The 23,005-nt window shown below is 69.0% G+C and carries 25 protein-coding genes and 1 other RNA gene; 6 read left to right on the top strand and 20 right to left on the bottom strand.

Translation table 11 applies throughout. The features are described from left to right. The first annotated feature begins 18 nt into the window (after window positions 1-18). The gene (locus ACFWQC_RS11830) at window positions 19-1,263 is read left to right on the top strand and encodes an MFS transporter (RefSeq protein ID WP_378677522.1); all 1,245 of its coding nucleotides are present in this window, start codon (window positions 19-21) and stop codon (window positions 1,261-1,263) included. Window positions 1,264-1,436: 173 nt separating this feature from the next. Here the strand turns inward: ACFWQC_RS11830 and ACFWQC_RS11835 are convergent, their stop codons facing one another. Continuing rightward, entirely contained in the window at window positions 1,437-2,033 is a 597-nt protein-coding gene (locus ACFWQC_RS11835) for a TetR/AcrR family transcriptional regulator (RefSeq protein ID WP_378677525.1), read from the bottom strand. Window positions 2,034-2,188: 155 nt separating this feature from the next. Here ACFWQC_RS11835 and ACFWQC_RS11840 point away from each other — a divergent pair, with 155 nt between their 5' ends. Both ACFWQC_RS11840 and ACFWQC_RS11845 read left to right on the top strand, forming a co-directional pair. After that, on the top strand, window positions 2,189-3,688 hold the full coding sequence (locus ACFWQC_RS11840; protein ID WP_378677726.1) for a flavin-containing monooxygenase: 1,500 nt from the start codon (window positions 2,189-2,191) through the stop codon (window positions 3,686-3,688). Further along, entirely contained in the window at window positions 3,685-4,524 is an 840-nt protein-coding gene (locus ACFWQC_RS11845; protein WP_378677528.1) for an SDR family oxidoreductase, read from the top strand. Before ACFWQC_RS11840 ends, ACFWQC_RS11845 begins: the two co-directional genes overlap by 4 nt. Window positions 4,525-4,527: 3 nt before the next feature. Here the strand turns inward: ACFWQC_RS11845 and ACFWQC_RS11850 are convergent, their stop codons facing one another. Then, window positions 4,528-5,067: a DUF1697 domain-containing protein gene (locus ACFWQC_RS11850; RefSeq protein ID WP_355018661.1), complete on the bottom strand. Its 540-nt coding sequence runs from the start codon at window positions 5,065-5,067 to the stop codon at window positions 4,528-4,530. A gap of 58 nt (window positions 5,068-5,125) precedes the next feature. On the opposite strand from ACFWQC_RS11850, the gene ACFWQC_RS11855 reads away from it, so the two are divergent. Continuing rightward, window positions 5,126-5,590: a MarR family winged helix-turn-helix transcriptional regulator gene (locus ACFWQC_RS11855; protein WP_378677530.1), complete on the top strand. Its 465-nt coding sequence runs from the start codon at window positions 5,126-5,128 to the stop codon at window positions 5,588-5,590. Here the strand turns inward: ACFWQC_RS11855 and ACFWQC_RS11860 are convergent. The 5 genes from ACFWQC_RS11860 to ACFWQC_RS11880 form a co-directional block, all read right to left on the bottom strand. Beyond that, window positions 5,587-6,318 carry a copper homeostasis protein CutC gene (locus tag ACFWQC_RS11860; protein ID WP_378677533.1) on the bottom strand — a complete coding sequence of 244 codons (732 nt, stop codon included), beginning with the start codon at window positions 6,316-6,318 and terminating at the stop codon, window positions 5,587-5,589. The genes ACFWQC_RS11855 and ACFWQC_RS11860 overlap by 4 nt on opposite strands. A gap of 56 nt (window positions 6,319-6,374) precedes the next feature. Continuing rightward, complete coding sequence (locus ACFWQC_RS11865; RefSeq protein ID WP_378677536.1) at window positions 6,375-8,156, bottom strand: DEAD/DEAH box helicase; 1,782 nt, start codon at window positions 8,154-8,156, stop codon at window positions 6,375-6,377. Further along, window positions 8,153-8,431, bottom strand: coding sequence for a DUF3039 domain-containing protein (locus tag ACFWQC_RS11870; protein ID WP_160024715.1), 279 nt, complete (start codon window positions 8,429-8,431; stop codon window positions 8,153-8,155). Before ACFWQC_RS11870 ends, ACFWQC_RS11865 begins: the two co-directional genes overlap by 4 nt. 21 nt (window positions 8,432-8,452) lie before the next feature. After that, the gene (locus tag ACFWQC_RS11875; RefSeq protein WP_378677540.1) at window positions 8,453-9,019 is read right to left on the bottom strand and encodes a YqgE/AlgH family protein; all 567 of its coding nucleotides are present in this window, start codon (window positions 9,017-9,019) and stop codon (window positions 8,453-8,455) included. Between the two features lie 174 nt (window positions 9,020-9,193). Next, a complete protein-coding gene (locus ACFWQC_RS11880; protein WP_378677543.1) occupies window positions 9,194-9,736 on the bottom strand; it encodes a hypothetical protein in 543 nt (180 codons plus the stop codon). 125 nt (window positions 9,737-9,861) lie between these two features. Between ACFWQC_RS11880 and ACFWQC_RS11885 the strand changes: the two genes are divergently transcribed. Next, the gene (locus ACFWQC_RS11885; RefSeq protein WP_378677545.1) at window positions 9,862-10,551 is read left to right on the top strand and encodes a TetR/AcrR family transcriptional regulator; all 690 of its coding nucleotides are present in this window, start codon (window positions 9,862-9,864) and stop codon (window positions 10,549-10,551) included. A gap of 18 nt (window positions 10,552-10,569) precedes the next feature. On the opposite strand, the gene ACFWQC_RS11890 is transcribed toward ACFWQC_RS11885, so the two are convergent. The 12 genes from ACFWQC_RS11890 to ftsE all read right to left on the bottom strand — a co-directional run bounded on the left by ACFWQC_RS11890 (window position 10,570) and on the right by ftsE (window position 21,397). Beyond that, window positions 10,570-11,610 (bottom strand): DUF3048 domain-containing protein, encoded by a 1,041-nt coding sequence (locus ACFWQC_RS11890; RefSeq protein WP_378677548.1) that lies wholly within the window; start codon window positions 11,608-11,610, stop codon window positions 10,570-10,572. Between the two features lie 99 nt (window positions 11,611-11,709). Continuing rightward, on the bottom strand, window positions 11,710-12,477 hold the full coding sequence (locus ACFWQC_RS11895; RefSeq protein WP_355226015.1) for a 3-oxoacyl-ACP reductase FabG: 768 nt from the start codon (window positions 12,475-12,477) through the stop codon (window positions 11,710-11,712). Window positions 12,478-12,567: 90 nt separating this feature from the next. Continuing rightward, complete coding sequence (locus ACFWQC_RS11900) at window positions 12,568-13,731, bottom strand: glycerophosphodiester phosphodiesterase (RefSeq protein WP_378677551.1); 1,164 nt, start codon at window positions 13,729-13,731, stop codon at window positions 12,568-12,570. A 76-nt stretch (window positions 13,732-13,807) separates the two neighbouring features. Continuing rightward, entirely contained in the window at window positions 13,808-14,719 is a 912-nt protein-coding gene (locus ACFWQC_RS11905; protein ID WP_378677553.1) for a glycerophosphodiester phosphodiesterase, read from the bottom strand. 126 nt (window positions 14,720-14,845) lie between these two features. Continuing rightward, complete coding sequence (locus ACFWQC_RS11910; RefSeq protein WP_378677556.1) at window positions 14,846-15,253, bottom strand: HIT family protein; 408 nt, start codon at window positions 15,251-15,253, stop codon at window positions 14,846-14,848. A 79-nt stretch (window positions 15,254-15,332) separates the two neighbouring features. Beyond that, window positions 15,333-16,160 carry a hypothetical protein gene (locus ACFWQC_RS11915; protein WP_378677559.1) on the bottom strand — a complete coding sequence of 276 codons (828 nt, stop codon included), beginning with the start codon at window positions 16,158-16,160 and terminating at the stop codon, window positions 15,333-15,335. A gap of 37 nt (window positions 16,161-16,197) precedes the next feature. Continuing rightward, a complete protein-coding gene (locus tag ACFWQC_RS11920; RefSeq protein WP_378677562.1) occupies window positions 16,198-17,079 on the bottom strand; it encodes a phenylalanine 4-monooxygenase in 882 nt (293 codons plus the stop codon). Window positions 17,080-17,415: 336 nt separating this feature from the next. Continuing rightward, window positions 17,416-17,786: a transfer-messenger RNA gene (gene ssrA, locus ACFWQC_RS11925) on the bottom strand. 95 nt (window positions 17,787-17,881) lie between these two features. Next, complete coding sequence (smpB, locus tag ACFWQC_RS11930) at window positions 17,882-18,361, bottom strand: SsrA-binding protein SmpB (protein WP_350716188.1); 480 nt, start codon at window positions 18,359-18,361, stop codon at window positions 17,882-17,884. 55 nt (window positions 18,362-18,416) lie between these two features. Further along, a complete protein-coding gene (locus ACFWQC_RS11935) occupies window positions 18,417-19,685 on the bottom strand; it encodes a peptidoglycan DD-metalloendopeptidase family protein (RefSeq protein ID WP_378677564.1) in 1,269 nt (422 codons plus the stop codon). Window positions 19,686-19,737: 52 nt separating this feature from the next. Then, window positions 19,738-20,646: a permease-like cell division protein FtsX gene (ftsX, locus tag ACFWQC_RS11940; RefSeq protein WP_350664163.1), complete on the bottom strand. Its 909-nt coding sequence runs from the start codon at window positions 20,644-20,646 to the stop codon at window positions 19,738-19,740. A gap of 61 nt (window positions 20,647-20,707) precedes the next feature. Then, complete coding sequence (ftsE, locus tag ACFWQC_RS11945) at window positions 20,708-21,397, bottom strand: cell division ATP-binding protein FtsE (protein ID WP_008358693.1); 690 nt, start codon at window positions 21,395-21,397, stop codon at window positions 20,708-20,710. 74 nt (window positions 21,398-21,471) lie between these two features. On the opposite strand from ftsE, the gene ACFWQC_RS11950 reads away from it, so the two are divergent. After that, window positions 21,472-22,095, top strand: coding sequence for a hypothetical protein (locus ACFWQC_RS11950; protein ID WP_378677568.1), 624 nt, complete (start codon window positions 21,472-21,474; stop codon window positions 22,093-22,095). A 207-nt stretch (window positions 22,096-22,302) separates the two neighbouring features. Here ACFWQC_RS11950 and ACFWQC_RS11955 read toward each other — a convergent pair whose 3' ends face one another. Continuing rightward, window positions 22,303-23,004, bottom strand: coding sequence for an alpha/beta fold hydrolase (locus ACFWQC_RS11955; RefSeq protein ID WP_378677571.1), 702 nt, complete (start codon window positions 23,002-23,004; stop codon window positions 22,303-22,305). Window position 23,005: the final 1 nt, after the last annotated feature.

Consider the following 23,005-nt stretch of genomic DNA (forward strand, 5'->3'; position numbering starts at 1 on the left):
CGGTCTATTCTCTCTCGAATGGCTCGGATCTCGGCGACAGCCCCATTTCGCGAACCCCACTTTCGCTGGTTCTTCGCGTCCCGCTCCATCAACCTGGTGGGCAACTTCATGGCGCCCGTCGCCCTGGCCTTCGCGGTCCTGGAGATCAGTGACGCGCCGATCGCGATCGGCGCCGTCCTCGCGGCCCGCACCATCCCGATGATCGTCTTCATGCTCATCGGCGGCGTGCTCGCCGACCGGATGGGCCGAGCCCGGATCCTGTTCGCCTCCAACCTGGTCTCGGGGTTGAGCCAGGCGATCGTCGCCGTCCTCGTCATCGCAGGTGTCGCCGAGCTGTGGCACCTGATCGCACTCTCTGCGCTCAACGGCATCGTCTCCGCCGCCGGCCTGCCGGCCCAGCAGGGGATCATCCCGCTCGTGGTGCCTCGCACCATGCTGCAGGAGGCCAATGTGCTGATGTCGCTGACCCGCGCGATCGTCGCGGTCGCCGGTCCCGGCACCGCCGGCCTGCTCGTCCTCAGCGTCGGCGCGGGCTGGGCGCTCGCGCTGGACGCCGCCACCTGGATCGTCGCCGCGCTGCTGCTGCTGCCGGTCAAGATCAGCGGCGCGGTCGGCAAGGCCTCGGTCATCGGCGATCTGCGCCTTGGCTGGAACTACTTCCGCTCGACGACCTGGCTGTGGCTCTGCGTCGGTGCCGCGACCATGCTCAATGCGCTGTACGAGGGCGGGCTGCTCACGCTCGGCCCGCAGCGGGCCGAGAGCTCAGGGCTGGGCGCGGGCGGCTGGGGCCTGATCCTCACCTTCCAGGGGATCGGCGTGCTCGCCGCGACCCTCGTGCTGATGAAGGTCAGGCTCGAGCGGCCGCTGTTCTACGGCATGATCGGCATGGCCCTGTTCGGGCTGCCGATCGCCGCTCTCGGCTTCTCCACCGAGCTCGCCGTGCTGCTGCCCGCGGCCGCCCTCTCCGGCGCCGGCATCCAGGTCTTCAGTCTCGGCTGGCAGCTCTCGATGCAGGAGAACGTCCCCAGCGACCTGCTCTCCCGGGCGTCGTCCTACGACCAGCTCGGCACCTACATCGCCATCCCTGTCGGGCAGCTGGCGATGGGGCCGCTGGCCGCTGCGTACGGGATCGAGAACATGCTTGCGATCGCCGGCATCGCCTACGTGGTGATCTCCCTCGCCACGCTGCTGAGCCCGGCCGTACGCCGCCTGAACCGGGTCTCCTTCCCTTCCGCCGAGCGCAACGGGGCCCCGGCCCACTAGGGCCTGTTTGAGAACTCGGCGCCGAGCCAGACGTCGTCCAGCGTGCGTCCTGGCCAGGCGCCGCCTCGAGGGCATACCGCGTGTCTGTCAAGAGGCGGCAACGCCGCCAGGGCGTGCGCTGGGCGTCTGGCCGGCGCTTTCCGAGTTCTCAAACAGGCCCTAGGCCTGAGGCACTAGGGTTTCGCGCTCTCCAGCAGCGAGCGCAGCAGGTCGACCAGGCTGGTGACCGAGAGGTCGGGGTCGAACGCACGCTGCACGCCCAGCCCGATGCCGAGGGAGAGCAGCTGGACGGCGGCATCCTCGGCCGGTGAGGGCAGCGTCAGACCGAGGTCGTCGGCCTGCTGCTCGATGAGTCCGGCGACGGCCGCGGTGAGCTCGCGGCGCCTGATGGCGAGCTGCTGACTCACGCCCGGTACGTGGCGGGTGCTGGTCGCGAACTCCACCTCGAGCGCGGTCCAGCCGACATCACCGATGTTGGCCTCGGCCCACCCCGCGAAGGCGTCGATCCGGCCCTCGACGGTCTCCACCCCACTGACGGCGCTCGCCAGGGACAGCGCCCGCTCCTGATGGATCACGTCGAGCACGGCGAGGCCCAGATCGTGCTTGGTCGCGAAGTTGGAGTACACCGCACCCTTCGAGAAGCCCGCCTCGGTCGCGACCTTGTCGAGCGAGGTCGCGTTGTAGCCGTCCGAGAGGAAGAGCCGGTGTGCGGTCTCGATGAGACGTTCCCGCGTCTGTGCGTGCGACTCCTTGCGCGTTATCCGGCCCACGAGCCAAATCTTACCAGTCCGACCTACCATCGGTATTCGAATACCGCTAGTATTCGAAATATGACCCATCGACGCGCACTCGCCATCGGCTGCGGCGGCACCCTCGGTTTCGCCTGGACGGCCGTCGCCCTGCGGGCTCTCGAGGAGGCTCTGAACTGGGACGCCCGCACGGCCGACGTCCTCGTCGGCACCTCCGCGGGCTCGGAGTTCGTCGCGGCTCTCGGGTCCGGCCGCACACCGCAGGCCCTGCTCGACGCGCTCGACGGAGCACCTGGCGGGCCAACACCTATCCGGGGTGCGCGTGCGACGTACCGTCGAACCTCTACTCCTTCTCGTTCGCACCCAACAGCGACTGGTCCCGGGTCTACGGCAACCAGCCGGAGATCCTCGCCTACATCGACCGTGTGGCCCGGGAGCGCGGCCTCGAGGACATCACCCGGTTCGGGGTCGAGGTCCGCGGCGCGACCTGGGACGTGGAGTCCGCCGGGTGGCATCTGGACACCAGCGACGGCGAGATCACCACCCGTTTCCTGGTTGCCGCCGCCGGCCCGTGGAACGAGCCGAAGATCCCGGACCTGCCCGGTCTGGCCGACTTCCCCGGCGAGGTCTGGCACTCGGCCCGGTGGAACCACGACGTCGATCTCGACGGCAAGCGGGTCGCCGTGATCGGCACCGGGGCGTCGGCGGTCCAGTTCGTGCCGGAGGTCCAGAAGCAGGTCGCCGACCTGCACCTCTTCCAGCGCACCGTCCACTGGGTCCTGCCCAAGGTCGACCATCCCGTGCCGGACGCGGAGAAGTGGGTCAAGCACAACGTGCCCTTCTTCGAGAAGGCGCTCGGGGCGGTCGAGTACGCCGCGATGGAGGCCGTCGGCGTCGCCTTCCGTCGCCCGCAGCCACTGATGCACGGGCTGCAGAAGATCGGTCAGGCCTACCTGCGCGCCGCCGTTCGGGACAAGGACCTCCGGACCAAGCTGACGCCCGACTACCTGATCGGCTGCAAGCGGATCCTCTTCTCCAACAACTACCTCCAGTCGCTGACGAAGCCGAACGTCGAGGTGCACGCGACCGGCGTCGAGCGGGTCGAGGGCGCGAGCGTGATCGGCACCGACGGCAGCACCGCGGAGGTCGACGCGATCATCCTCGGCACCGGCTTCCACATCCTCGACATGCCGGTCTCCGACCTGATCCGAGGCGCCGACGGCCGCGCGCTCGCCGAGCACTGGGCCGGCTCCCCCGAGGCGTACCAGGGCACCTCGGTCAGCGGTTTCCCCAACGCGTTCGTGGTGCTCGGCCCTAGCCTCGGCACCGGTCACGGCTCGGCCTTCGCCGTCGCCGAGTCGCAGGTGGCGATGATCACCGAGGCCATCACGACCGCCCGCGCACAGGGCTGGAGGCAGTTCGACGTGACCCGACAGGCCCAGGCCGCGTACGTCGAGGAGGTGCAGGCCGCGCTCGCCGGCACCGCCTACAGCGGCGCGTCCTGCCACAGCTACTTCATCGACGCCAACGGCCGCAACAGCTTCTCCTGGCCGTGGTCCACCAGCGAGCTGGTCCGCCGGATCAGCCGCTTCGAGCCCACCGACTTCCAGATCGCTCGACCCTCGGGGTCTGAACGAAGTGGCCCCGAGCCTGTCGAGACCGAGGTTTCCGCATGACCCGCTATCCCAGCATCGACCTCGACGACGCGCTCGTCGTCATCACCGGGGCCGCACGCGGCATCGGGCTCGCCACGGCGAAGGAGTTCGTCGCCGCCGGAGCGTACGTCGCGCTCGGCGACCTCGACGACGCACTGGCGCGCGAGGCCGCGGCAGGCCTCGGCGAGAAGGCCAGCGGCCACCGGCTCGACGTCACCGACAAGCAGTCCTACGCCGACTTCCTCGCCGCCGCGGAGGAGGCGCACGGCAGGCAGGTCGACGTACTGGTCAACAACGCCGGCGTGATGCCCAACGGCTCCTTCCTCGACCAGGAGGACCGGATCGACCGGCTCACCATGGACGTCAACGTCTACGGCGTCATCCACGGCATGCGGCTCGCGCTGCCGGCGATGATCGCCCGTGGCCACGGCCACGTCGTCAACGTCGCCTCGCTGGCAGGCAAGTTTCCGCTCAAGGGCCTGGCGGTCTACAACGCCAGCAAGTACGCCGTCGTCGGCCTCAGCGCGGCCACCCGGCTCGAGCTCGAGGGCACCGGGGTGTCGCTCACCACCGTGCTACCGAGCGCCGTACGCACCGAGCTCTCCTCCGGCATCGACCTCGGCGTCCTCCCGGCGGTCGACCCCGAGGACATCGCGGCCGCGGTGGTCAGGTCGGTCCGCAGCCGGGCCGCCGAGATCGCCGTCCCGTCCTACGTCGGCCTCGCCGCCAACGGCGCCCCGCTCGTCCCCGAGCCGGTGATGCGGCTGCTCCGCCGCGCCGTCCACGACGACGCCGCGATCACCCGCGTCGACGGAGACGTACGCCGGGCCTACCTCGACCGCATCGAGGCGCAGTAGGTCTCAGGCCCACTTGTCGGCGAGCGTGCGGATCACGTTGAGGTTGCGGTTGGTGCTGATCGAGATGTGGCGCTCGACGACGGCGTTGGTGATCTTCGTCTGCTGGAAGCTGTCGGTGAGCAGGTGCACGGCGCGGCCGATGACATAGACCCGCTCGCCCTCCCCCGCCCGAGCGACCAGCGCATCCCGGGAGCCGGAGTCGGTGAGCTCCTTGCACAGGAACACGTACTGCTTGCCCTCGTGCCCCATGCCGACCGCGGCGGCGTCGTTGGCGATCACCTTCAGCTCAGCGGGCGTCACGCAGATCGTCGGCACCTCGAAGAAGCGGTCGGCCGCGAAGGCCTCCTCCAGGATCGCCTCCATCTCGGCCCGGTCGCCGACCGGGTGGTCGAAGCGTACGTTGCCTGTGTTGATGTAGGTCTCGACGTCGGTTCCGCCCGCCCTCACCACGGCGGCGGAGATCGCCTGTTTCGGGAATTTCCGGTTCGCGCCGAGGTTGATGGCGCGCAGGAACGCGATCCAGGTGTGCCGTTCCGTAGTCATTCTCAGATAGTCTCCACCCGTTCACCGCGCCGCAACCCCCAACTCTGGATTCCGATCGATGCCTTCACAGCAGCTGCTTCCCTCGGAAGCTCCGACCGCCTCGGCGGCGAAGACCCTGGACCTCTCCAGCGACCTCGTCGTCTACGCGGCGCGCCTCATGCGCCTGGTCCGCCGAGCGCTCGACCTTCCGGCCAGCGTCCGGGTCCTCACGATCCTCGACGCCATCGGACCGCTCGGCATCACTGACCTGGCCCGCGCCGACGGCTGCTCGCAACCGACCATGTCGGCCCAGATCGCCCAGCTGGTGGAGACCGGCCTGGTCAGCAAGGAGCCCAACCCCTCCGACGCACGGGCGAGCCTGGTGACCCTGACCGACGCCGGCCGCGCCGACCTCGCCGACGTACGTGAGCGCATCTCCCACCTCATCGCCGAGCGGCTGGAGTCGCGTCACCGCACCCAGGCCGATCTCGAGGGCGCCGTCGCCGTGCTGCGGGATCTGGTCGAGGGCGACCCCACCGCCTAGACCAACGCGGCGGCCGCTGCGGCGATCACGCCGGGATCGGTCACCCAGTGCCCGCCGTCGTCGGCGACTCCCAGCGCCACCCGGCCGCCCGTGACGACCCGTCGCTTGGCGGAGAGATGCACGCCCTCGACGCCGAGGGCCGCGAGCGCCCTGATCGCGTCGACCGTCACGCCGCCTCCGGCCAGTACGTCCGGTCCGCCGACCGCGACCATCTCGGCGATCGTCGCGGCCCCCGCCGCGGCGGCCGGCGCGCCACCTGAGGTCAGCACCCGGTCGACCACGCCATCCAGCGCCCGGATGGCCGCGACCGGGTCCGCGCTGAGGTCGATCGCCCGATGGAACGTCACCGTCGCCTCGTACGCAGCGGCAGCATCCGCCAGCTCCCGGACCAGCTCCACGTCGGGCTCCCCCTGCGGGGTGAGCGCGCCGATCACGATCCCGTCGGCTCCAGCCTCCAGGACCGTCTCGACCTCGCGCCGCAGGAGGTCGTGCTCGTCGTCCAAGTAGCCGAACCCGCCCGGCCGGGGCCGGACGAGCACGTGGACGCCCTGCCAGCCGTCGGCGGCGTCGACGCCACCGACCTCATCGAGGACTCCCTCGACCAGCCCCTGCGACGGCGTGACGCCGCCGACCTCGAGGGCGGAGCAGAGCTCGACCCGGTTCGCCCCGCCCGCCCGCGCGGCGAGCGCCCCGGCCACCGACGTCACGGCGATCTCGAGCGTTGTCATCGCGTCCTCATGGCACACAGTGTGCCCGACTCCTCGACCCTCCCGCCGAGTCGGAATCAGGCTGAACCGCGCGCGGCCCACTCACGAAGGGTGTCGATGCGGGCCTTGAGCTGGTCGGCGTTGGCGACCGCGGCGGGCGGTCCGCCGCACTCCTTGCGGAGCCGGTTGTGGGTGACACCGTGGGGCGCCTTGGTGCGGTGGTGCCAGGCGGCGACCAGGCCGTTGAGCTCGCGGCGGAGCACGGCGAGCTGCTCGTGGGCGGCGACCGCGGCAACGGGCTCGTCGGCAGCGACCGGCGCGGAGGCCGACTTCTGCTTGCGAGCCCGGTCGCTCTGCCGCTGCTGGAGCAGCGTCTTCATCTGGTCGGTGTCGAGCAGCCCGGGGATGCCGAGGAAGTCCATCTCCTCCTCGGAGCCGACGTGCACCTCGCCGGAGTGGCCGAACTCGCCGCCGTCGAAGAGCACCCGGTCGAAGCGCGCCTCGGAGCCCATGGCCTCCCAGGCTCCCAGCTCCTCCTCGGAGGCGCCCTCCTCGGCGTTGGCCGCAGCCATCAACGCGTCCTCGGCCGCGAAGATGTCGTCCTCGCTGGTGACCTTCTTGCCGAGCACATGGTCGCGCTGCAGCTCCAGCTCGGAGGCGAAGCCGAGCAGGTTCGGGACAGACGGCAGGAAGACGGAGGCGGTCTCACCCCGCGTACGAGCACGTACGAAACGCCCCACCGCCTGGGCGAAGAAGAGCGGCGTCGAGGTGGTGGTCGCGTAGACGCCGACCGCGAGCCGGGGCACGTCGACGCCCTCGGAGACCATCCGGACCGCGACCATCCAGCGGTCGTCGGACTCGGAGAACTTGGCGATCTTCTTCGAGCCGGCCTTCTCGTCGGAGAGCACCACGGTCGCACTCTGCCCGGTGATGGTCTTCAGCGTCTTGGCGTAGGAGCGCGCCGAGTCCTGGTCGGTCGCGATGACGAGCCCGCCCGCGTCCGGGACGTGGCGGCGCACCTCGGTCAGGCGCTTGTCAGCGGCCGCGAGCACCGACGGGATCCACGATCCGGCCGGGTCGAGCGCGGTCCGCAGCGCCTGCGAGGTCAGGTCCTTGGTCAGCGGCTCGCCGAGATGGGCGGCGATCTCGTCGCCGGCGCGGGTGCGCCACTGCATCTGCCCCGAGTAGGCCATGAACAGCACCGGCCGGACGACGTGGTCGCGCAGCGCCTCGGCATAGCCGTAGGTGTAGTCGGCCGCCGAGCGCGGGATCCCGTCATCCCCGGGTGCGTAGGTGACGAACGGGATCGGGTTGGTGTCGGAGCGGAACGGCGTGCCGGTCAGCGCCAGCCGCCGCGCGGCCGGTTCGAAGGCCTCCCGGACCCCCTCGCCCCACGAGAGCGCGTCGCCGGCGTGGTGCACCTCGTCGAGGATCACCAGCGTCTTGAACCGCTCCGTGCGGATCCGCATCGCAAGCGGGTTGACCGCCACCCCGGCGTACGTCACCGCGATCCCGACGTAGTCGGCCGAGGTCTTGCCCTGCCCGGCCGAGTAGGTCGGGTCGATCGCGATCCCGGCCCGCGCGGCCGCCTCGGCCCACTGGACCTTGAGGTGCTCGGTGGGCGCGACGATGGTGACCCGGTCGATCAGCCTGCGGCCGAGGAGCTCGGCGGCGACGGTCAGCGCGAAGGTCGTCTTCCCGGCGCCGGGCGTCGCGACGGCGAGGTAGTCACGGGGCTGTTCGGACAAGTATTTGGACAACGCCTCCTGCTGCCAAGCGCGCAGCTTGGGCGCAGTGCCCCACGCGGCCTTGTTGGGCCACGCAGGTGTGAGGGCGCCGGGGAGGTCGGCGCTACTCACTCGTCGTCGCCCTCGCCACCGCTAGGCGGCATCCCCTCGAAGATCTCCTTGCAGTCGGGGCAGACCGGGAACTTGGACCCGTCGCGGCTCGGCACCCACACCTTGCCGCACAGCGCGACCACGGGCGTACCCATGACCATCGCCTCGGTCAGCTTGTCCTTCTCCACGTAATGGGAGTAGCGGTCGTGGTCACCCTCCTCGGTGGGGACATCCTGCTCGCGGATGTCCTCCCGTTCCTTGACGGCTTCTTTCGTGCCGAATCCCAGGATGCCCATGCCCCCAACCTTACTAGGCCACTAATTCAGTTCGGGGTCGGGCGGTCGCGTGGCGTGGAAGGCCAGCTCACCGGGCTGGCGCCGGAGCACCGCGGCCCACATCGAGCTCACGTCGTCGAGGAAGGAGTCGTACGGCTCGCCGTCGACGACATACCAGGACCCTTCGTCCACCTCACCCTGGAGCTGAGCCGCGCCCCAGCCGGCGTATCCGGCGAAGATGCGCAGCCGCGACAAGGTGCCATCGACCAGCTCGACGGGCGTGTCGAGGTCGAGCAGTCCGAGGCGCCCGACCACCGGCCTGAAGCCCAGCGGCGGGTCGTCGGAGTCGACCAGGAGCGCGACCGCGATCGCGGAGTCCTTGCTCACCGGGCCGCCCTGGAAGAGGACGTCGGGATCGGCGACGGAGGTCGCCCACGGATGCAGCACCTCGGCGACCGGCACGGGCGAGGGACGGTTCAGCACCACGCCGAGCGCACCGTCGTCGTTGACCTCGATCAGGAGCACCACGGTGTCGATGAAGTTGGGGTCGCGAAGCTCCGGGGTGGCTACCAGCAGCCGCCCGGCGCGTACGTCCCTCTGCTCCGTCATGACGCCATGATCGCACCACCCCGGTCACGTCGGCCGCAACAAGAAACCAACAAAGCACGCCGGTCGGATCGAGACAGGAAAAGGCCCCGGGGCCGGCACTTAGGGAGGTGCGGAGGGAGTCCGCGGAGGGAGCGCACCGGCACCCGGGGCCTGGTCAGGCGGCCCGTACGAGCTTCAGGCTGCCGAGCGGACCGCTCGGAACATGTCGACGAGGCCGGCGAAAGGCCCGCGCTCGACGACCTCGACGGCCGGTACGTACTCGGCCCGGGCACGCGCCTCGATCATCGAGCCGAGACGGACGCACTCGGTGTCGGCGAAGGCGCCGCGGCCGGCCATGACCGCGAGGGTCAGGTGCTCCTTGGCCTGCGACTTGGCCAGCGCGGTCGCCATCGCCTCGTCGACAGGCTGGCCCACAGGAGGGGCGTGGTAGCGGTCGAGGACCGTACGGATGCCGGGCAGGTCATCGGCAGCGCTGTGCCAGGCCCGGACGACGGCGTCCTCCAGGTCCATCGGCTGGCCGGCGAGCTCGGTCTCGATGCGGCCGGACAGGCGGGTGTGCCAGCGCAGCTGCAGGGCGGCGAGCAGATCGAGCTCGTCGGCGAAGGTCTCGGTGACGCCGGGAAGATCCATGGGCAGCAGACCGTCTCGACGCTCGTCGATCACGGCGACCACGCCGCGGAGGATCTCCCCGCGCTTGTGATGGCTGGTCCAGCTCATTTGTCGGCTCCTTGCGGAAGGTGAGCACTCACATACCGCGAGTACGTACCTATAGTATTGGACATACTGACGGTATGGCCAACACCTGGGACGGTGATTCCGGACACGGCCGTTAGAGTGGACGAGTGGCAAAGTCGTCCGTGAGCAAGCTCGTCCCCAAGGTTCCTCCGCTTCCGTCGGTGCCGGGGATGTCACGGAGGCAGCAGTTCTCCGCCTCGACCAAGAAGTCTCTCGTCGAGGTCGCCGAGAGACTCTTCACCGAGCACGGCTACGCGAGCACCTCGCTGGATGCCATCGTGGCCGGGGCCGAGGTCACCAAGGGTGCGCTCTACCACCACTTCAGCGGCAAGCAGGCGCTCTACGAGGTCGTCTTCGAGAAGGTCGAGGCTGCCACCGCGCAGAGCATCGACGCCGCCATGCGTGAGACGAAGGACCCCTGGGAGCAGGCCCGAGCCGGGCTGCGTACGTTCCTGGAAGCCGTCCAGCAACCCACCTACCGCCGCATCGTCGTGCAGGAGGGTCCTGCCGTCCTCGGTTACCAGCGCTACCGCGAGCAGGAGGAGCGCTCCACCTTCGCCGTCGTCGAGGACATCGTCGCCGCCGTCCTGCGGGCCGGTGACCGGAGTGTCGACGACGACATGGTCGCGACCTTCGCCAGGCTCTTCTTCGGGGCGATGTCGGCGGCCGGCGAGTCCGTCACCGAGGCCAGCGACCCCGAGGACGCGGCCGAGCGCATCGAGCTGGCCGTGACCTACCTGCTGACCGGGGTCCAGACCCTGGCGAAGCAGGGCGTCAAGGTCGAGGACATGCGCTGAGAGCCCGATCTCTGGGCACTACTTGACGATCACGCCACCGGGCTCGACCTGACCGTTGCCCTTCGGGATCAGGTCCAGCCAGACCTTGCCCGGCGGGATCTCGATCGCGGCGCCGCTGGCGTCGGTGAACGTCACCGCACCCTTCTCGCCCTTCTTCACCCAGGTCGCCTCGACGATCTGTCCGGCGCGCATGATCCACGCCTTGCCCCGGCCGGTGAAGTGGGAGACCGGCACGATCGCGCCGCCCGGGTCCTTGTATGGGGCGATGGTGGTCTTGGTCTGCGCGACCACGACGGTGTCGGCGAGGAACTGGCCGCTCTTGGACATGTAGTTGTTCTGCAGGCGGTACTTGCCGCCCTTGAAGACCCAGTTGTCCGTGCGTGCCTGGGAGAACTTCACGTCGACAGCCTTGGCGGGCTTGCCACCGGTCAGCTCGGTGGTCGTGTCGCCCCAGGGCATGAAGTCGCCGGGCCGCTTCGCCTTGTTCTCCTTCGCGGCCGCGTTGCCGGCCTTTGCGACCTTGCCGACCACGCTGTGCAGGAAGTCATGGGGCTTGCTGGTGTCGCGTACGACGTAGGGGGTGGACATGTCGATCCACTCCACATCGTGCTTCTTCAGCTGCGCGAAGGTGTACGGCGCCGCACCACTGGTCATGATCTTGGCGTCGATCGGCGCGGCGATCCCGGCGTCTGTCGCCCGCATCGACCGGACAGGACCGGCCTCCTTCGGAAGCTGGGAGTAGTACGCGACGGCCAACCGGGTCACGCCACCCTCGACCAGCTCCTGGACGACGATGTCGGCCTTGGCGAGACCGTACTGCGGGTCGCTGGCCGAGGTGTTGTCGATCTTGACGATGTAGGCAGGGTGCTTGCGTGCGGCGGTCTGCCCCTCGGGGAGCTCGACGCCCGTCAACGGCTCGTGGTCGGGCTCAGCCGGAGCGGACGGCGACGCCTTCGCATCCGTCGGCTCCTCCGAGGAGCCACAGCCGGTCAGGACCAGACCCGCGGCGGCCAGCGTTGCCGCTGTCCGCAGGAGGAACCCCGGGCGGGACGTACGCATCATCGATCTCCATCTGCATCGGCTCAGTACCAAGACGAGTGACAGACGGTAATCGTTGCGCCCAACGGGCCCGCGCCCGGGGTTCTCTTCTTCGAAGGCTCAGGCGACCGTGGCGCCGCCGTCGACGTACAGGGTCTGGCCGGTGATGTAGGAGGCCTCGTCGCTGGCCAGGAAGGCAGCAGCGGCGGCGATGTCGGCGGGCTCGCCGACGCGCTTGACCGGGTTGGCGTCGGCCGAGAGCTTGCGGAAGTCGTCCACGTCGAGCCCGAGGCGGGCCGCGGTCTGGTCGGTCATCTCGGTGGCGATGAACCCCGGCGCGATGGCGTTCACGTTGACGCCGAACGGGCCGAGCTCGAGCGCGAGGGTGCGGGTGAAGCCCTGCACGCCCATCTTGGCGGCCGAGTAGTTCGCCTGGCCGCGGTTGCCCAGGGCCGAGGTGGAGGAGACGTTGATGATCTTGCCGTACTTCTGCTTCACGAAGACCGCCTGAGCGGCCTTCGACATCAGGAAGTGGCCCTTGAGGTGGACGTTCATGACCAGGTCCCAGTCGTCCTCGGTCATCTTGAAGAGCAGGTTGTCGCGGGTGATGCCGGCGTTGTTCATCAGGATGTGCAGGCCGCCGAGCTCCTCGACGATGCGCGCGACCGCGGCCTCGGTGTCCTCAGCCTTGGCGACGTTGGCGCCGATGCCGACCGACTTGGCACCCTCGGCCAGCGGAAGCTTGGCGGCGGCCTCAGCGGCGGCGGCCTCGTCGAGGTCGATGATCGCGACCGAGGCACCCTCCTCGGCGAAACGCGTGGCGACTCCGAAACCGATCCCGCGCGCTGCACCGGTGATGACTGCGACGCGTCCGTCGAAACGACCCATGACTCAAACTCCTTTGGTTGTGACGAGGCCCACGAACACGTGCGGCCCCCGCCGACAATAGCGAGGGCCGTACGTCGTGTCGCGAGGTGTCTACTGATTGGTAGCCAGCCAGGCGTTGCGCGCCTGCACGGCCGAGTCGGGGTAGTCGGCGAAGACGCCGTCGACGCCCGCGTCGAGGAACGCCGTCACCTCGGCCGCGATATCCCCCTTGGCCAGCGGGTCGGTGCCGTTGCGGAAGTCGGCCGCCATGTACTTGTTCTCCTCGCGCAGGGTCCACACGACCACCTTCAAGCCGACGTCGTGAGCGTCGCCCACGACTGCCGTCGGGCTGGTCAGATAGCCGTCGGCACCCTGCGGGAGCACCCACTTCTTCTCGGGGGCGACCCAGGTGGCGTACGCCTTGATGTCCTCGAGGCCGCCGGGCGTGAGCATCGCCTTGTAGGTGAGCCCGGTGCCGGCCACGACCTGGTCGTAGGGGGCACCGGAGTTGCTGACCAGCTGGACGAGCGAGGCCTTGGTCAGCCGGTCGATGTCCTTCAAGTTGCTGATCTCAAAGGACTGCACCGAGACGGGTGAGTTGCGGCGGTCGTAGCCGTAGCGCTTGATCAGCTTCGCCAGCGGCTCCTCCAGGGAGAGGTCGATGGAGTCGAAGTAGGTCGGGTGCTTGGTCTCGGGAGCGAGGCCGATGATGCGGCCGGCGCGCTTGGACTCGCGCTGAGCGAGGGCGAAGACCTCTGCGATGGTCGGCACCTCGAACAGGCCGTCGTAGCGGGTGTTGCCCGGGCGCTCCTGCGGCAGCCGCTCCTTGGCACGCAGGGTCTTGAGCTCGGCGAGGGTGAAGTCCTCGGTGAACCATCCGGTCAGCGCGGCGCCGTCGATGGTCTTGGTGGTCTTCCGGTCGGCGAACTCGGGACGCGCCGAGACGTCGGTCGTACCGGAGATCTCGTTCTCGTGGCGGGCGACCAGCACGCCGTCCTTGGTGGAGACGACGTCGGGCTCGACGACGTCTGCACCCATGTCGATGGCCAGCTTGTAGGCGGCCAGGGTGTGTTCCGGACGGTGGCCCGAGGCACCGCGGTGGGCGAAGACGAGTGGCTCAGCGGTGTGGTGCTTGCCCGCCTGGACGGCTGTCGTGTTGCCAGCGGTGGTGACGGCCGAGGAAGGATTCGAGACCAGAACGGTCCCGGCGACGAGCACGGTGGTCAGGGCGAGCCCGACGCGACGCATGCGGGTGGTGGGGTTCAACGTGGTCATGCCCCGATCACACCGGCCCCGGGAGTCCCTGGGGCCGGTGTGCGGTGAACGTGGCGTGACGATCTGCCGAAGCGCCTCAAGCAGCATCGCCCAAGTCTAGGGACGGCGTACGCCGCCCTGCGATCACTTCGCGGAGCACGTCGGGGTTGTTGGTGATGATGCCGTCGACACCGCGGTCAAGGACGGCGCTCATGGTCGCGGCGTCGTTGACCGTCCAGGAGTGGATGTGCATCCCGAGCGCGTGCACCCGGGCGACGTAGCCCGCGTCGAAGGAGCCGAAGTGCGGGTTGATCTGGTCGGCCCAGGTGTAGCTGTCCAGGTCGGCGTAGGCCGGGGTGCCGAGCAGACCGACCGGCATCTCGGGCTGGACGCGCTTGTAGGTCTTCATCGAGTCGAAGTCGAAGCTCTGTACCGCGAGGCGACCGGCGGCCACCGCGGCGGGCACGTAGCCGGGGAACGAGTCGAACTCGGCCGCGACCTTCTTCTCGATCCCCGGGTACAGCCCCGGCGACTTGAGCTCCATCAGGATCCCGGACCGCGTCGGCCGCACCTGCTCGACCATCTCCCTCAGCGTCGGCACCGGCTCGCCGGCGTACTTCTCGCCGAACCAGGAGCCGGCGTCCAGCGTCTTGATCTCGGCGAGGGTGAAGTCCTTGACGTTCCACGGCGAGCGGCCGGGGAAGCGCTGCTCGACGTCGGTGGTGCGCGACAAGGTCGTGTCGTGCATCAGCACGAGCTCGCCGTCCTTGGTGGCCTGCACGTCCGACTCGATCCAGTCGGCGCGCTGCTCGATGCCGACGGCGAAGGCGGCGAGCGTGTTCTCGGGGGCGTACGAGCTCGCCCCACGGTGGGCGGTGACGGTGATGTCGTCGGCCCGGTTGGCCTCGACGGCGTTGACCGCCACCGGAACGATCATCGTGCCTGCTGCCAGCGCGACGCCGGCCAGTGTTGAGGTGAAGGTCTTGGACGCGACGGACGACAGCGACATTGCGCACTCCCCGGATCAGTGGACAACAACTGATCTCGAGTGAATCGGCCCTCCCCGACCTCGCCCCGACCTCTTGATGGCCGAAGCCGTACGCCTCGGTGAACTCGGCCCAGAAGAGGCCCGGAGTCAGCCCAGCACGGCTCGCAGCCGGTCGGCGTACTCCTTCTGCTCGCCCTCGCGGTATTTGTGGCGCGGCCAGAAGAAGCCCTTGAGGCCGTCGCCGCGGGTGCGGGGGACGACGTGCAGGTGAAGGTGCGGGACCGACTGGCTGACCACGTTGTTGATCGCCACGAAGCTGCCCTGGGCACCGAGCCCCTCCACGACCGCTGCGGCCAGGCGCTGGGCGTTTGCGACGAAGCGTCCGTGCAGGTCAGGAGGGAGATCGAGCAGCGTGGCGAGATGCTGTCTGGGCACCATCAGGATGTGGCCCTTCTGCACCGGCCGGTGGTCGAGGAAGGCCAGGAAGCCGTCGTCCTCGAAGACCACCTCGGCCGCGAGGTCACCGGCGACGACGTCGCAGAAGACACAGCTCACGCCGCCACCTCCGTTGCGCAAGCGCCATCGTAGGGACGCGGCGGCGTGTAGATCTCATGGTTCGCTCGCTGACGCTCGCTCACGACTCATCTCCCCACGACAGTGTCGCGACCACGAGATCGACGGTGGGCAGGGCCAGGTCGGCGAGGTCGGGGTGCGGGAAGGAGTAGATCAGCCGCGACTCGTAGAGCCGATCGGGCGAGGCCACCCATCGCTCCCCCACCGTCGTCGTCTCGGCCTGCAGCGGGTGCCGCACCATGCCGAACGGAGCCGGCCGGCTCAGCGCGACCGCCAGGCCGGCCGGGCGCCGCCCGACCCGCTGCAGCCAGTAGGCCAGGAACGCCGCACCCTGCTCGACGGCCGCGTCCTTGGCGGCAGCCATCCACTGGGCCCAGTCGGGCTGCTCGACCTTGGACCGCTGCACCTTCGGGAGGACCTTGGCGGCCAGGTCGGCGAGTTGGTAGTCGCGCACGTCCTCGTCGGACATGTCCACGACGTACCACTCCTGCGCCTTCGGCAGCCGCAGGTCGACGTGCGGCTTGGGGCCGATCGCCTTGAGCACGTCCTTGATGCCGGCGCGGAACCGGTTCGGCCCGGCCGGGTCGAAGGTGACGTACGCGATCTCCTCGATGTTGGCAGTGAGGAACTCCCGCAGCCCGTCGGCGTTGCGCAGCTGCGCACGCCTGCGGGTGTCCTCGGCGAGGAAGGTCTCCAGCGCCTCCTGGGAGGAGAAGAGCATCGCCTCGTACGGTGGCCGGTTGCCGCGATCCCCGGGGAAGACCCTGATCCGGGCCTCATCGAGCTGGGGAACGACAACCTGCCCCGTACGCAGCGCAGCACCGACCGCGTCGGCGTCGGCGTCGGCGAGCGCCGCCTCCAGCGCGCGGTTGCGGTAGCTGTCGATCATCATCCGAGGCTAACGCCTCGGAAGTGGTCGAATCGGCCTAGACGGCGCCGAGCCGCTGTGGCGTGTCGTCGTCGCAGGTCGCGAAGAAGTTGCCTACCTCATCGACCATGTGGCTGAACGACTCCGCCGCGAAGAGCACCGGCTGGTAGTGGGTGATGTCGTAGTCGACCGTCGCCATCTGGGCGAAGTCGATCGGACGCACCTCCACCTCATGCATCTCCTCGATCTCGCCGTAGGAGGAGAGCAGCCCGGCCCCGTAGGCCTTCAGGTCCCCGTCCTCGCGGAGCACGCCGAACTCGATGGTGAACCAGAAGACGTCGGCGACGACCTGGAGCGCCTCCCGGGTCTCGACGCGACGCGCGGCGGCGCCGGCGAGACGCTTGACCTCGGCGACCTGAGGATCGGCGAGCAGGTTCCCGTGGCCGATCACCTCGTGGATGATGTCGGGCTCCGGGGTGTAGAGCGGCACGGCGTGGTGACGCAGGTACTGCGTCGAGTGGAACTGCCCGTCGGCCAGGCTCCCGTAGAACTCCTCCAGCGGGACGATGCCCGCGGCCGGGACGTACTCGAAGCCCGTCAGCGGCTTCAGGCCGGCGCTCACCTCGTCGAGCTGTGGCACCCGGTCCTGCGGGAGGTTGAGAGCCTCCACGGCCGCGATGTAGTTGCGGCAGGCGTACTTCGCGTGCAGCGGCGCGATCTCACGGCACACCGTGCGCCAGATCTCGTTCTCCGTCTCGGTGTAGTCGATCCGGGGCACTGGCTGCCCCGGCTTCCAACCGAGCGCCGCACCAGCGATCTCGCTGCGTCGTGCCCGGTAGTCCTGGTCTGCGAACCCGGGGTGGTTGTCCCCCAGATGCACCTCGACCTGCCCATCCTCGCCCACGGTGACGGGTGAGTAGAGCTGTCCTTCCTCGAACATCCTTACCTCCATGTGACGTACGCCTCACAACCCTATCGCGCACGCAAGAGAGGTCGTCCCGCCAGGGAGGTGAACAGCAGGAAGTCTTACGCTCGCCGAACCACCGACAGCGAGCCACCTGAACGGGCAGAGTGACGAAACCCCAGAACGAAGCGACAACCCCAACCACGCGCAACTAAGGGGTGCGGGGATATCCCCGCCGCGACACGGCTCTCCAGCAACGCGCCACATGGAATGGGGGTGCGGGTGGCGAAGCCCCCGCCGCGCCGCGGAGCGTCGCCTGAAATGACAAACCGACGTGGCCCTCCGAATGGAGGGCACACGTCGGCCAAAGGTTTGTGGAGCTGCGGGGAATCGAACCCCGGTCCTCGAGCGCCGTGCCAGGTCTTCTCCGGGTGCAGTCTGTGGGTGGCGTTCTCTCATCCCCGGGGCTCGACGCAGACACGTCCCCGACAGGATCAGCCGACTAGATGTCCCTCATGCCCCGTCGGCATGTGCATGAGGTTGAGTCTCCTAGATGACGCCTGGATCCGAGCCGGAGACGGATACTCGGTCAGACGCTTCGATCACCGCTCAGGCGGCGAGAGCGAAGGAACTGCGCTTAGCGTTGGCAGTTATTGGTTTCCAGCGATCGTTTACGAGATGACGCTGGCTCCTCGACCCGCTTCCCCTGGGAGCAACGTCCCAAGTCGAAACCGATCAGCCCCTTTTGAGTTTTCAATGCCCGTTGTCCAGGCAGTAAGAGAACACTACAGGCCCCTGCCCGCATTCCCCACTCGGTTATCGCCGCCGCAGACGACAGCTACCCCTTCATCCCCTTGAGCTTGCGGCCGACCTCGACCTCGGCCTCGCGCTTGGCCGTACGCTCGGCGATGGTGTTGCGCTTGTCCCACGACTTCTTGCCCTTGGCGACGCCGATCTCGACCTTGGCGCGGCCGTTGAGGAAGTAGAGGGCGAGGGGGACGACGGTGAGGCCCTTCTCGGAGACCTTGCGCTCGATCTTGTCGATCTCGGCGCGGTGCAGGAGCAGCTTGCGCTTGCGGCGGGCGGAGTGGTTGGTCCAGGTGCCGTTGAGGTATTCGGGGATGTGGATCCCGTGGATCCAGGCCTCGCCACGGTCGATGTCGACGAAGCCGTCGACCAGGGAGGCGCGACCCTCACGCAGCGACTTCACCTCGGTGCCCTGCAGGACCATGCCGGCCTCGTAGGTGTCCTCGATGTGGTAGTCGTGTCGCGCCTTCTTGTTCTGCGCGATCATCTTGCGCCCCTGCTCCTTCGCCATTCCCCCATTCTCTCAGGAGGACGGTCGCGACCGCGAAACGTTTAGCGTGCCCCGGCTACGAGCCCAACAGTGGGGCGGGGTCGACCGGGGTCCCGTCGCGCAGGATCGTGAAGTGCAGGTGGCAGCCCGTGGACCAGCCGGTGGTCCCTGCGTACGCCACGGTCTCACCGCGCCCCACGGCCCCTGAGGTCCTCGCATAGCTCGAGATGTGGTTGTAGACGGCGGTGTAGGAGCGCCCGTTGACCTTGCCGAGATACAGGTGCAGGCGGTTGCCCCACACGCTGGAGTACGAGGTCGAGATGATCTGCCCGGAGTCGACGGCGAGCAGCGGGCGGCCGCAGGGTGCGGAGAAGTCGGTGCCGTTGTGCAACGAGACGTAGCCGTAGATCGGGTGCTTGCGGATCCCGTAGGGCGAGGTGACGTAGGTGTCGGTCACCGGCTGCCCGAAGAGCCCGCCGACCGACCCGACGTTGCGGTCGGAGCCGGAGCCCGCCGAGGCGAGCGACCGGATCTTCGTACGCAGCGCCGACTCCTCGGCCTCGAGCTTGCGCAGCTCGGCGGCGTCCGCCGCCCTGGCCGCCTCGGCCGACTGCTTCGCGGTGGCTGCCTGGTCGGCCAGCGTGGACATCTCGGCGTGGGCCGCGGCGGCCTGGTCCCGGAGCGAGTCGACCTCGGCGACCAGCTGCCGGGCCTTCTTCTCCTTGGCCGCGATCGCGTCGGTCGCCTCCTGCACCTCGCCCTCACGGACGACGAGCATCGTCTCGGTCGCCTCCATCCGCTGGAGGGTGGCGTCCTGGCCCGCGGAAGCAGCGTCGACGTACGTCTGCTGGCGCATCAGGTCCTCGAGGGAGCCTCCGGAGAGCAGGGCCGCCGCCTGGGCGAGCTGCGGGTCTCCGCCGGTGAACCGGGTCAGGATCGCGTCGCGCATCTCCTCGCGCTGCACCTTCACCTCGGCCTGGCCCTCGGCGAGCTCCCGCTTCGCCTCGGCGAGCAGCAGCTTCTGCTCGGCGAGCTCGGCCTCGAGCTTGGTATGTGCGGCCTGCACCTCGACGAGCTTGGCGTTGAGCTCATCGAGACGGGTCTGGGCCTGGTCGAGCTTCTTCCGGGCAGCAGCGTACGTCGCCGACGCCTCGCGCAGGCCGGCGCTGGAGTGCTCGAGATCCTCGGCGGCGGCCTTCTGGTCCTGCTGGACCTCGCGCTGCTCCTGCTCGAGCCGGTCCTTCTCGTCCGCGGAGGACGGCAAGGAGGGTGAGAGCAGGACGGTAGCCACCACTGCGCAGCTGAGCGCAGCAGCCAGCCGACCGGCACGGGGGAAGGCGCGCACGGATCAACCTCGTCTGTGGGAAGTGTTACCGACAGACGGTAGGCGATCCGGATCAGACCTTGATGTATTTCCTCGTGAGCAGGAGTGTCGGGACGAGCGTGAGCAGGATGCCGAGGATCGCGACGATCGCGAAGGAGCTGAAGAACTCCTCCCAGCCGACCCACTGGGTCACCGCGGTGGACGAGAGCCGCTGCTCGACGCCGAAGTACATCACCGCGGCCAGCGCGATCCCGGACAGTCCGATCCCGACCAGGGCCACCACGAGCGACTCCAGGAGGAACGGCAGCGCGATGTAGAGGGTCGAGGCACCGACCAGTCGCATGATCCCGATCTCACGACGGCGGGCGAAGGCCGCCAGCCGGATGGTGTTGGCGACCAGCAGCAGCGCCGCGATCACCAGCACGATCGCGCCGACCAGGGCCGCGCTCTGCAGCCCGTCGACGGCGGCGAGGATCGGCCCGGTGACCTCGTGGACGTCACCGACGTGATCGATGCCGTCCAGGCCGGCGACCGCCTCGATGATCTCGGCGGAGTGGTGCGGGTCGGTCATCGTGACCCAGTACGACTCCCACATGTCGCTGGACTTGACCACCGGGTCGGGACCGCTGACGCCTTCGACGTCGAGGGCCTGCAGCCGCTCGTAGGCCTGCTCCTGGCTCTCCTCCTCGATCTTGTCGACGTACCGGTTGTCATCGAGGGCGGCGGTGATGACCTTCTTCTGGCTGTCGTCGACGGCGCCGGCGCACTGCGGGTTACGGTCGTTGGCGCCGTTGCACATGTAGAAGGTGATCTGGAGCTCGTCGCCCCAGACCTCCTCGGTCAGCTGGGCCTGCTCACGCAGCAGCAGGCCGACGCCGGCGAGGGTGAGCGAGACGAGCAGCGTCAGGGCCACCGCGACGTGCATCGACAGGTTGCGGCGTAGCCCCTGGCGGAGCTCGGTGAATACATAGCGCAGCTGCATGGCGGGTCGAGGAACCTTTTCTGGTTGTAAGAACCTGGTCGAAGGTGAGGGGGCCCGGGGCTCAGAACTGAGCGCCGTAGCCGCCCTGGACCTGGTCGCGTACGAGGTGGCCGTGCTCGAGCTCGATGACGCGCTTGCGCATCTGGTCGACCATCTGGACGTCGTGGGTCGCCATCACGATCGTGGTGCCGGACCGGTTGATGCGGTCGAGCAGGCGCATGATGCCGACGGTGTTGCCGGGGTCGAGGTTTCCGGTCGGCTCGTCGGCGATCAGGATCATCGGCCGGTTGATGAACGCGCGGGCGACGGCCACGCGCTGCTGCTCACCACCGGAGAGCTCGTCGGGCATCCGGTCGCCCTTGCCGTCGAGACCGACCAGCTCGAGCGTCTCCGGGACGCGCTCCCGGATCTCGCGGTTGGAATGACCGGTCACCTGCATCGCGAAGGCCACGTTCTCGGCGACGTTCTTGTTGGCCAGGAGGCGGAAGTCCTGGAAGATCGTGCCGACCTGGCGGCGCAGCCGCGGCACCTTCCAGCCGGCGAGCCGGTTGATCTCCTTGCCGGCGACGTAGACCCGACCGGTGGTCGGGCGCTGCTCTCGCAGCATCAGCTTGAGCGCCGTCGACTTCCCCGAGCCGGATTGGCCCACGAGGAAGACGAACTCCCCCTTCTGGATGTCGATCGAAAGGCTGTTGAGGGCGGGGCGCGCCTGCCCTGGGTAGGCCTTGCTGACCTTCTCGAAGCGGATCACCGCACCGAGGGTAGTGCAACGGTGGTGGGCTCAGCACTTCGGCTCAGAGATACCTGCCCCTGTACTCTGACGGCGTGCGCTCTGCAGTCCGGATCCTCATCGGTGCCGTAGTCCTCACCGCGATCGCGGTCGGGGTCGGCGTACTCACCCTGAAAGACGACGAGCCCGAGGTCGCCGAGGTGAAGGGCGACCTGAGCACCGCGGACACCACCACGATGCACGTACGCCGCGGCGCGTTCTGCGACCGCGTCGCGACCGAGGACGCGACCGAGGCCCTCGGCGGCGCCGCCGCCGAGAAGAAGGCCTACGGCGACGGCGACCAGACCGCCATCTCGGGCGAGGTCAACGACGTCTCGCAGGAGTACGGCTGCATCTGGACCGGGCCGGAGAACTCGGCCACCTCGGCGCGGGCCTGGGTCTTCGCGCCGCCGGTCACCCTGGACTGGGCAACGCAGATGACCAAGAGCGTGCCCAAGGGCTGCAAGGCCGCGTCGACCCCTGCGTACGGGAAGCCGTCGGTCGCGCTCACCTGCACCGACGCGAAGAAGCAGACGAAGGTCGTCCACCGCGGCCTCTTCGGCGACGCCTGGCTCTCCTGCGAGCTCACCGGAAAGGCCGGCGAGGCGCCCGCGACGGTCCAGAAGCGCGCCTCCCGCTGGTGCCTGGTGACCCTCACCGCGGCCGCCGCTGACGCCTGAGGCTCTCGATCGAGACTCGCTCCCGGCGTGTCGTTTGCGCCGATCTAAAGTCTAGTGCTTTAATCGACTTAGTCGCTCGGGTCGGGTAGGCACCTCACCGGGCGGCGCGCGCCGCCGCGGGCACTGAGTCAGAGCAGAGCCGGCCGGCGAGAGCGGGTGGGGTCCTTAGGGATGGGGATCCCACCCGCGACGCGGGACGCGTCGCATTCAGCACCGCGACGCGAGCCACGCCAGGACGGTGTCGGCGAACTCGTCGGGCTGGTTGCGATGCACGAAGTGACCGACGTCGAAATGAACGAGGTCGGCCTGCGGAATCCGCTGGGCGACCTTCTCCAGGTCCGACTGCGGGATGTGGCTGTTGCCGCCACCGGCCACGATCAGGGTCGGCATGGGCAGCAGCTCCAGCTGCTCCCACATCCACGCGTCGTACAGCGTCGCCTCGACCAGCAGGGACGCGATGCACTCCCAGTCGTGGGGCATCGGCCTGGCCGCGCGCCCGGGCGACCTGCGCTCGCGCGGCGCGGGTGGCACCACGTCCTCGATGATCAGCCGGGAGACCAGGTCGGGCCGGTGCATCGCGACCAGAAGGGCGACGTTGCCGCCGGTCGAGTGTCCGACGACCACGGCGCCCGAGATCCCGAGCGCGTCCATCGCCACGATGACGTCGTCGGCGATGAGCCGGTGGGAGTACTCCGAGGCCCAGTCCGAGTCCCCGTGCCCACGCATGTCGAAGGCATGCACCCGGTGGCCGGCCGCGAACGGCGGCACCACACCCTGCCACCTCTTCGCGCTGCCTCCGAGCTCGTGCAACAGCACCATCGGCACCCCGTCCTCAGGACCGTAGGCGTCATAGACGTACGCCGCTCCCCGGCCCGGGAGTGGAAGCCTGGTGCGCGTCAGCGCATCCATC

Source organism: Nocardioides sp. NPDC058538 (genome assembly GCF_042719275.1).
GTDB lineage: Bacteria > Actinomycetota > Actinomycetes > Propionibacteriales > Nocardioidaceae > Nocardioides.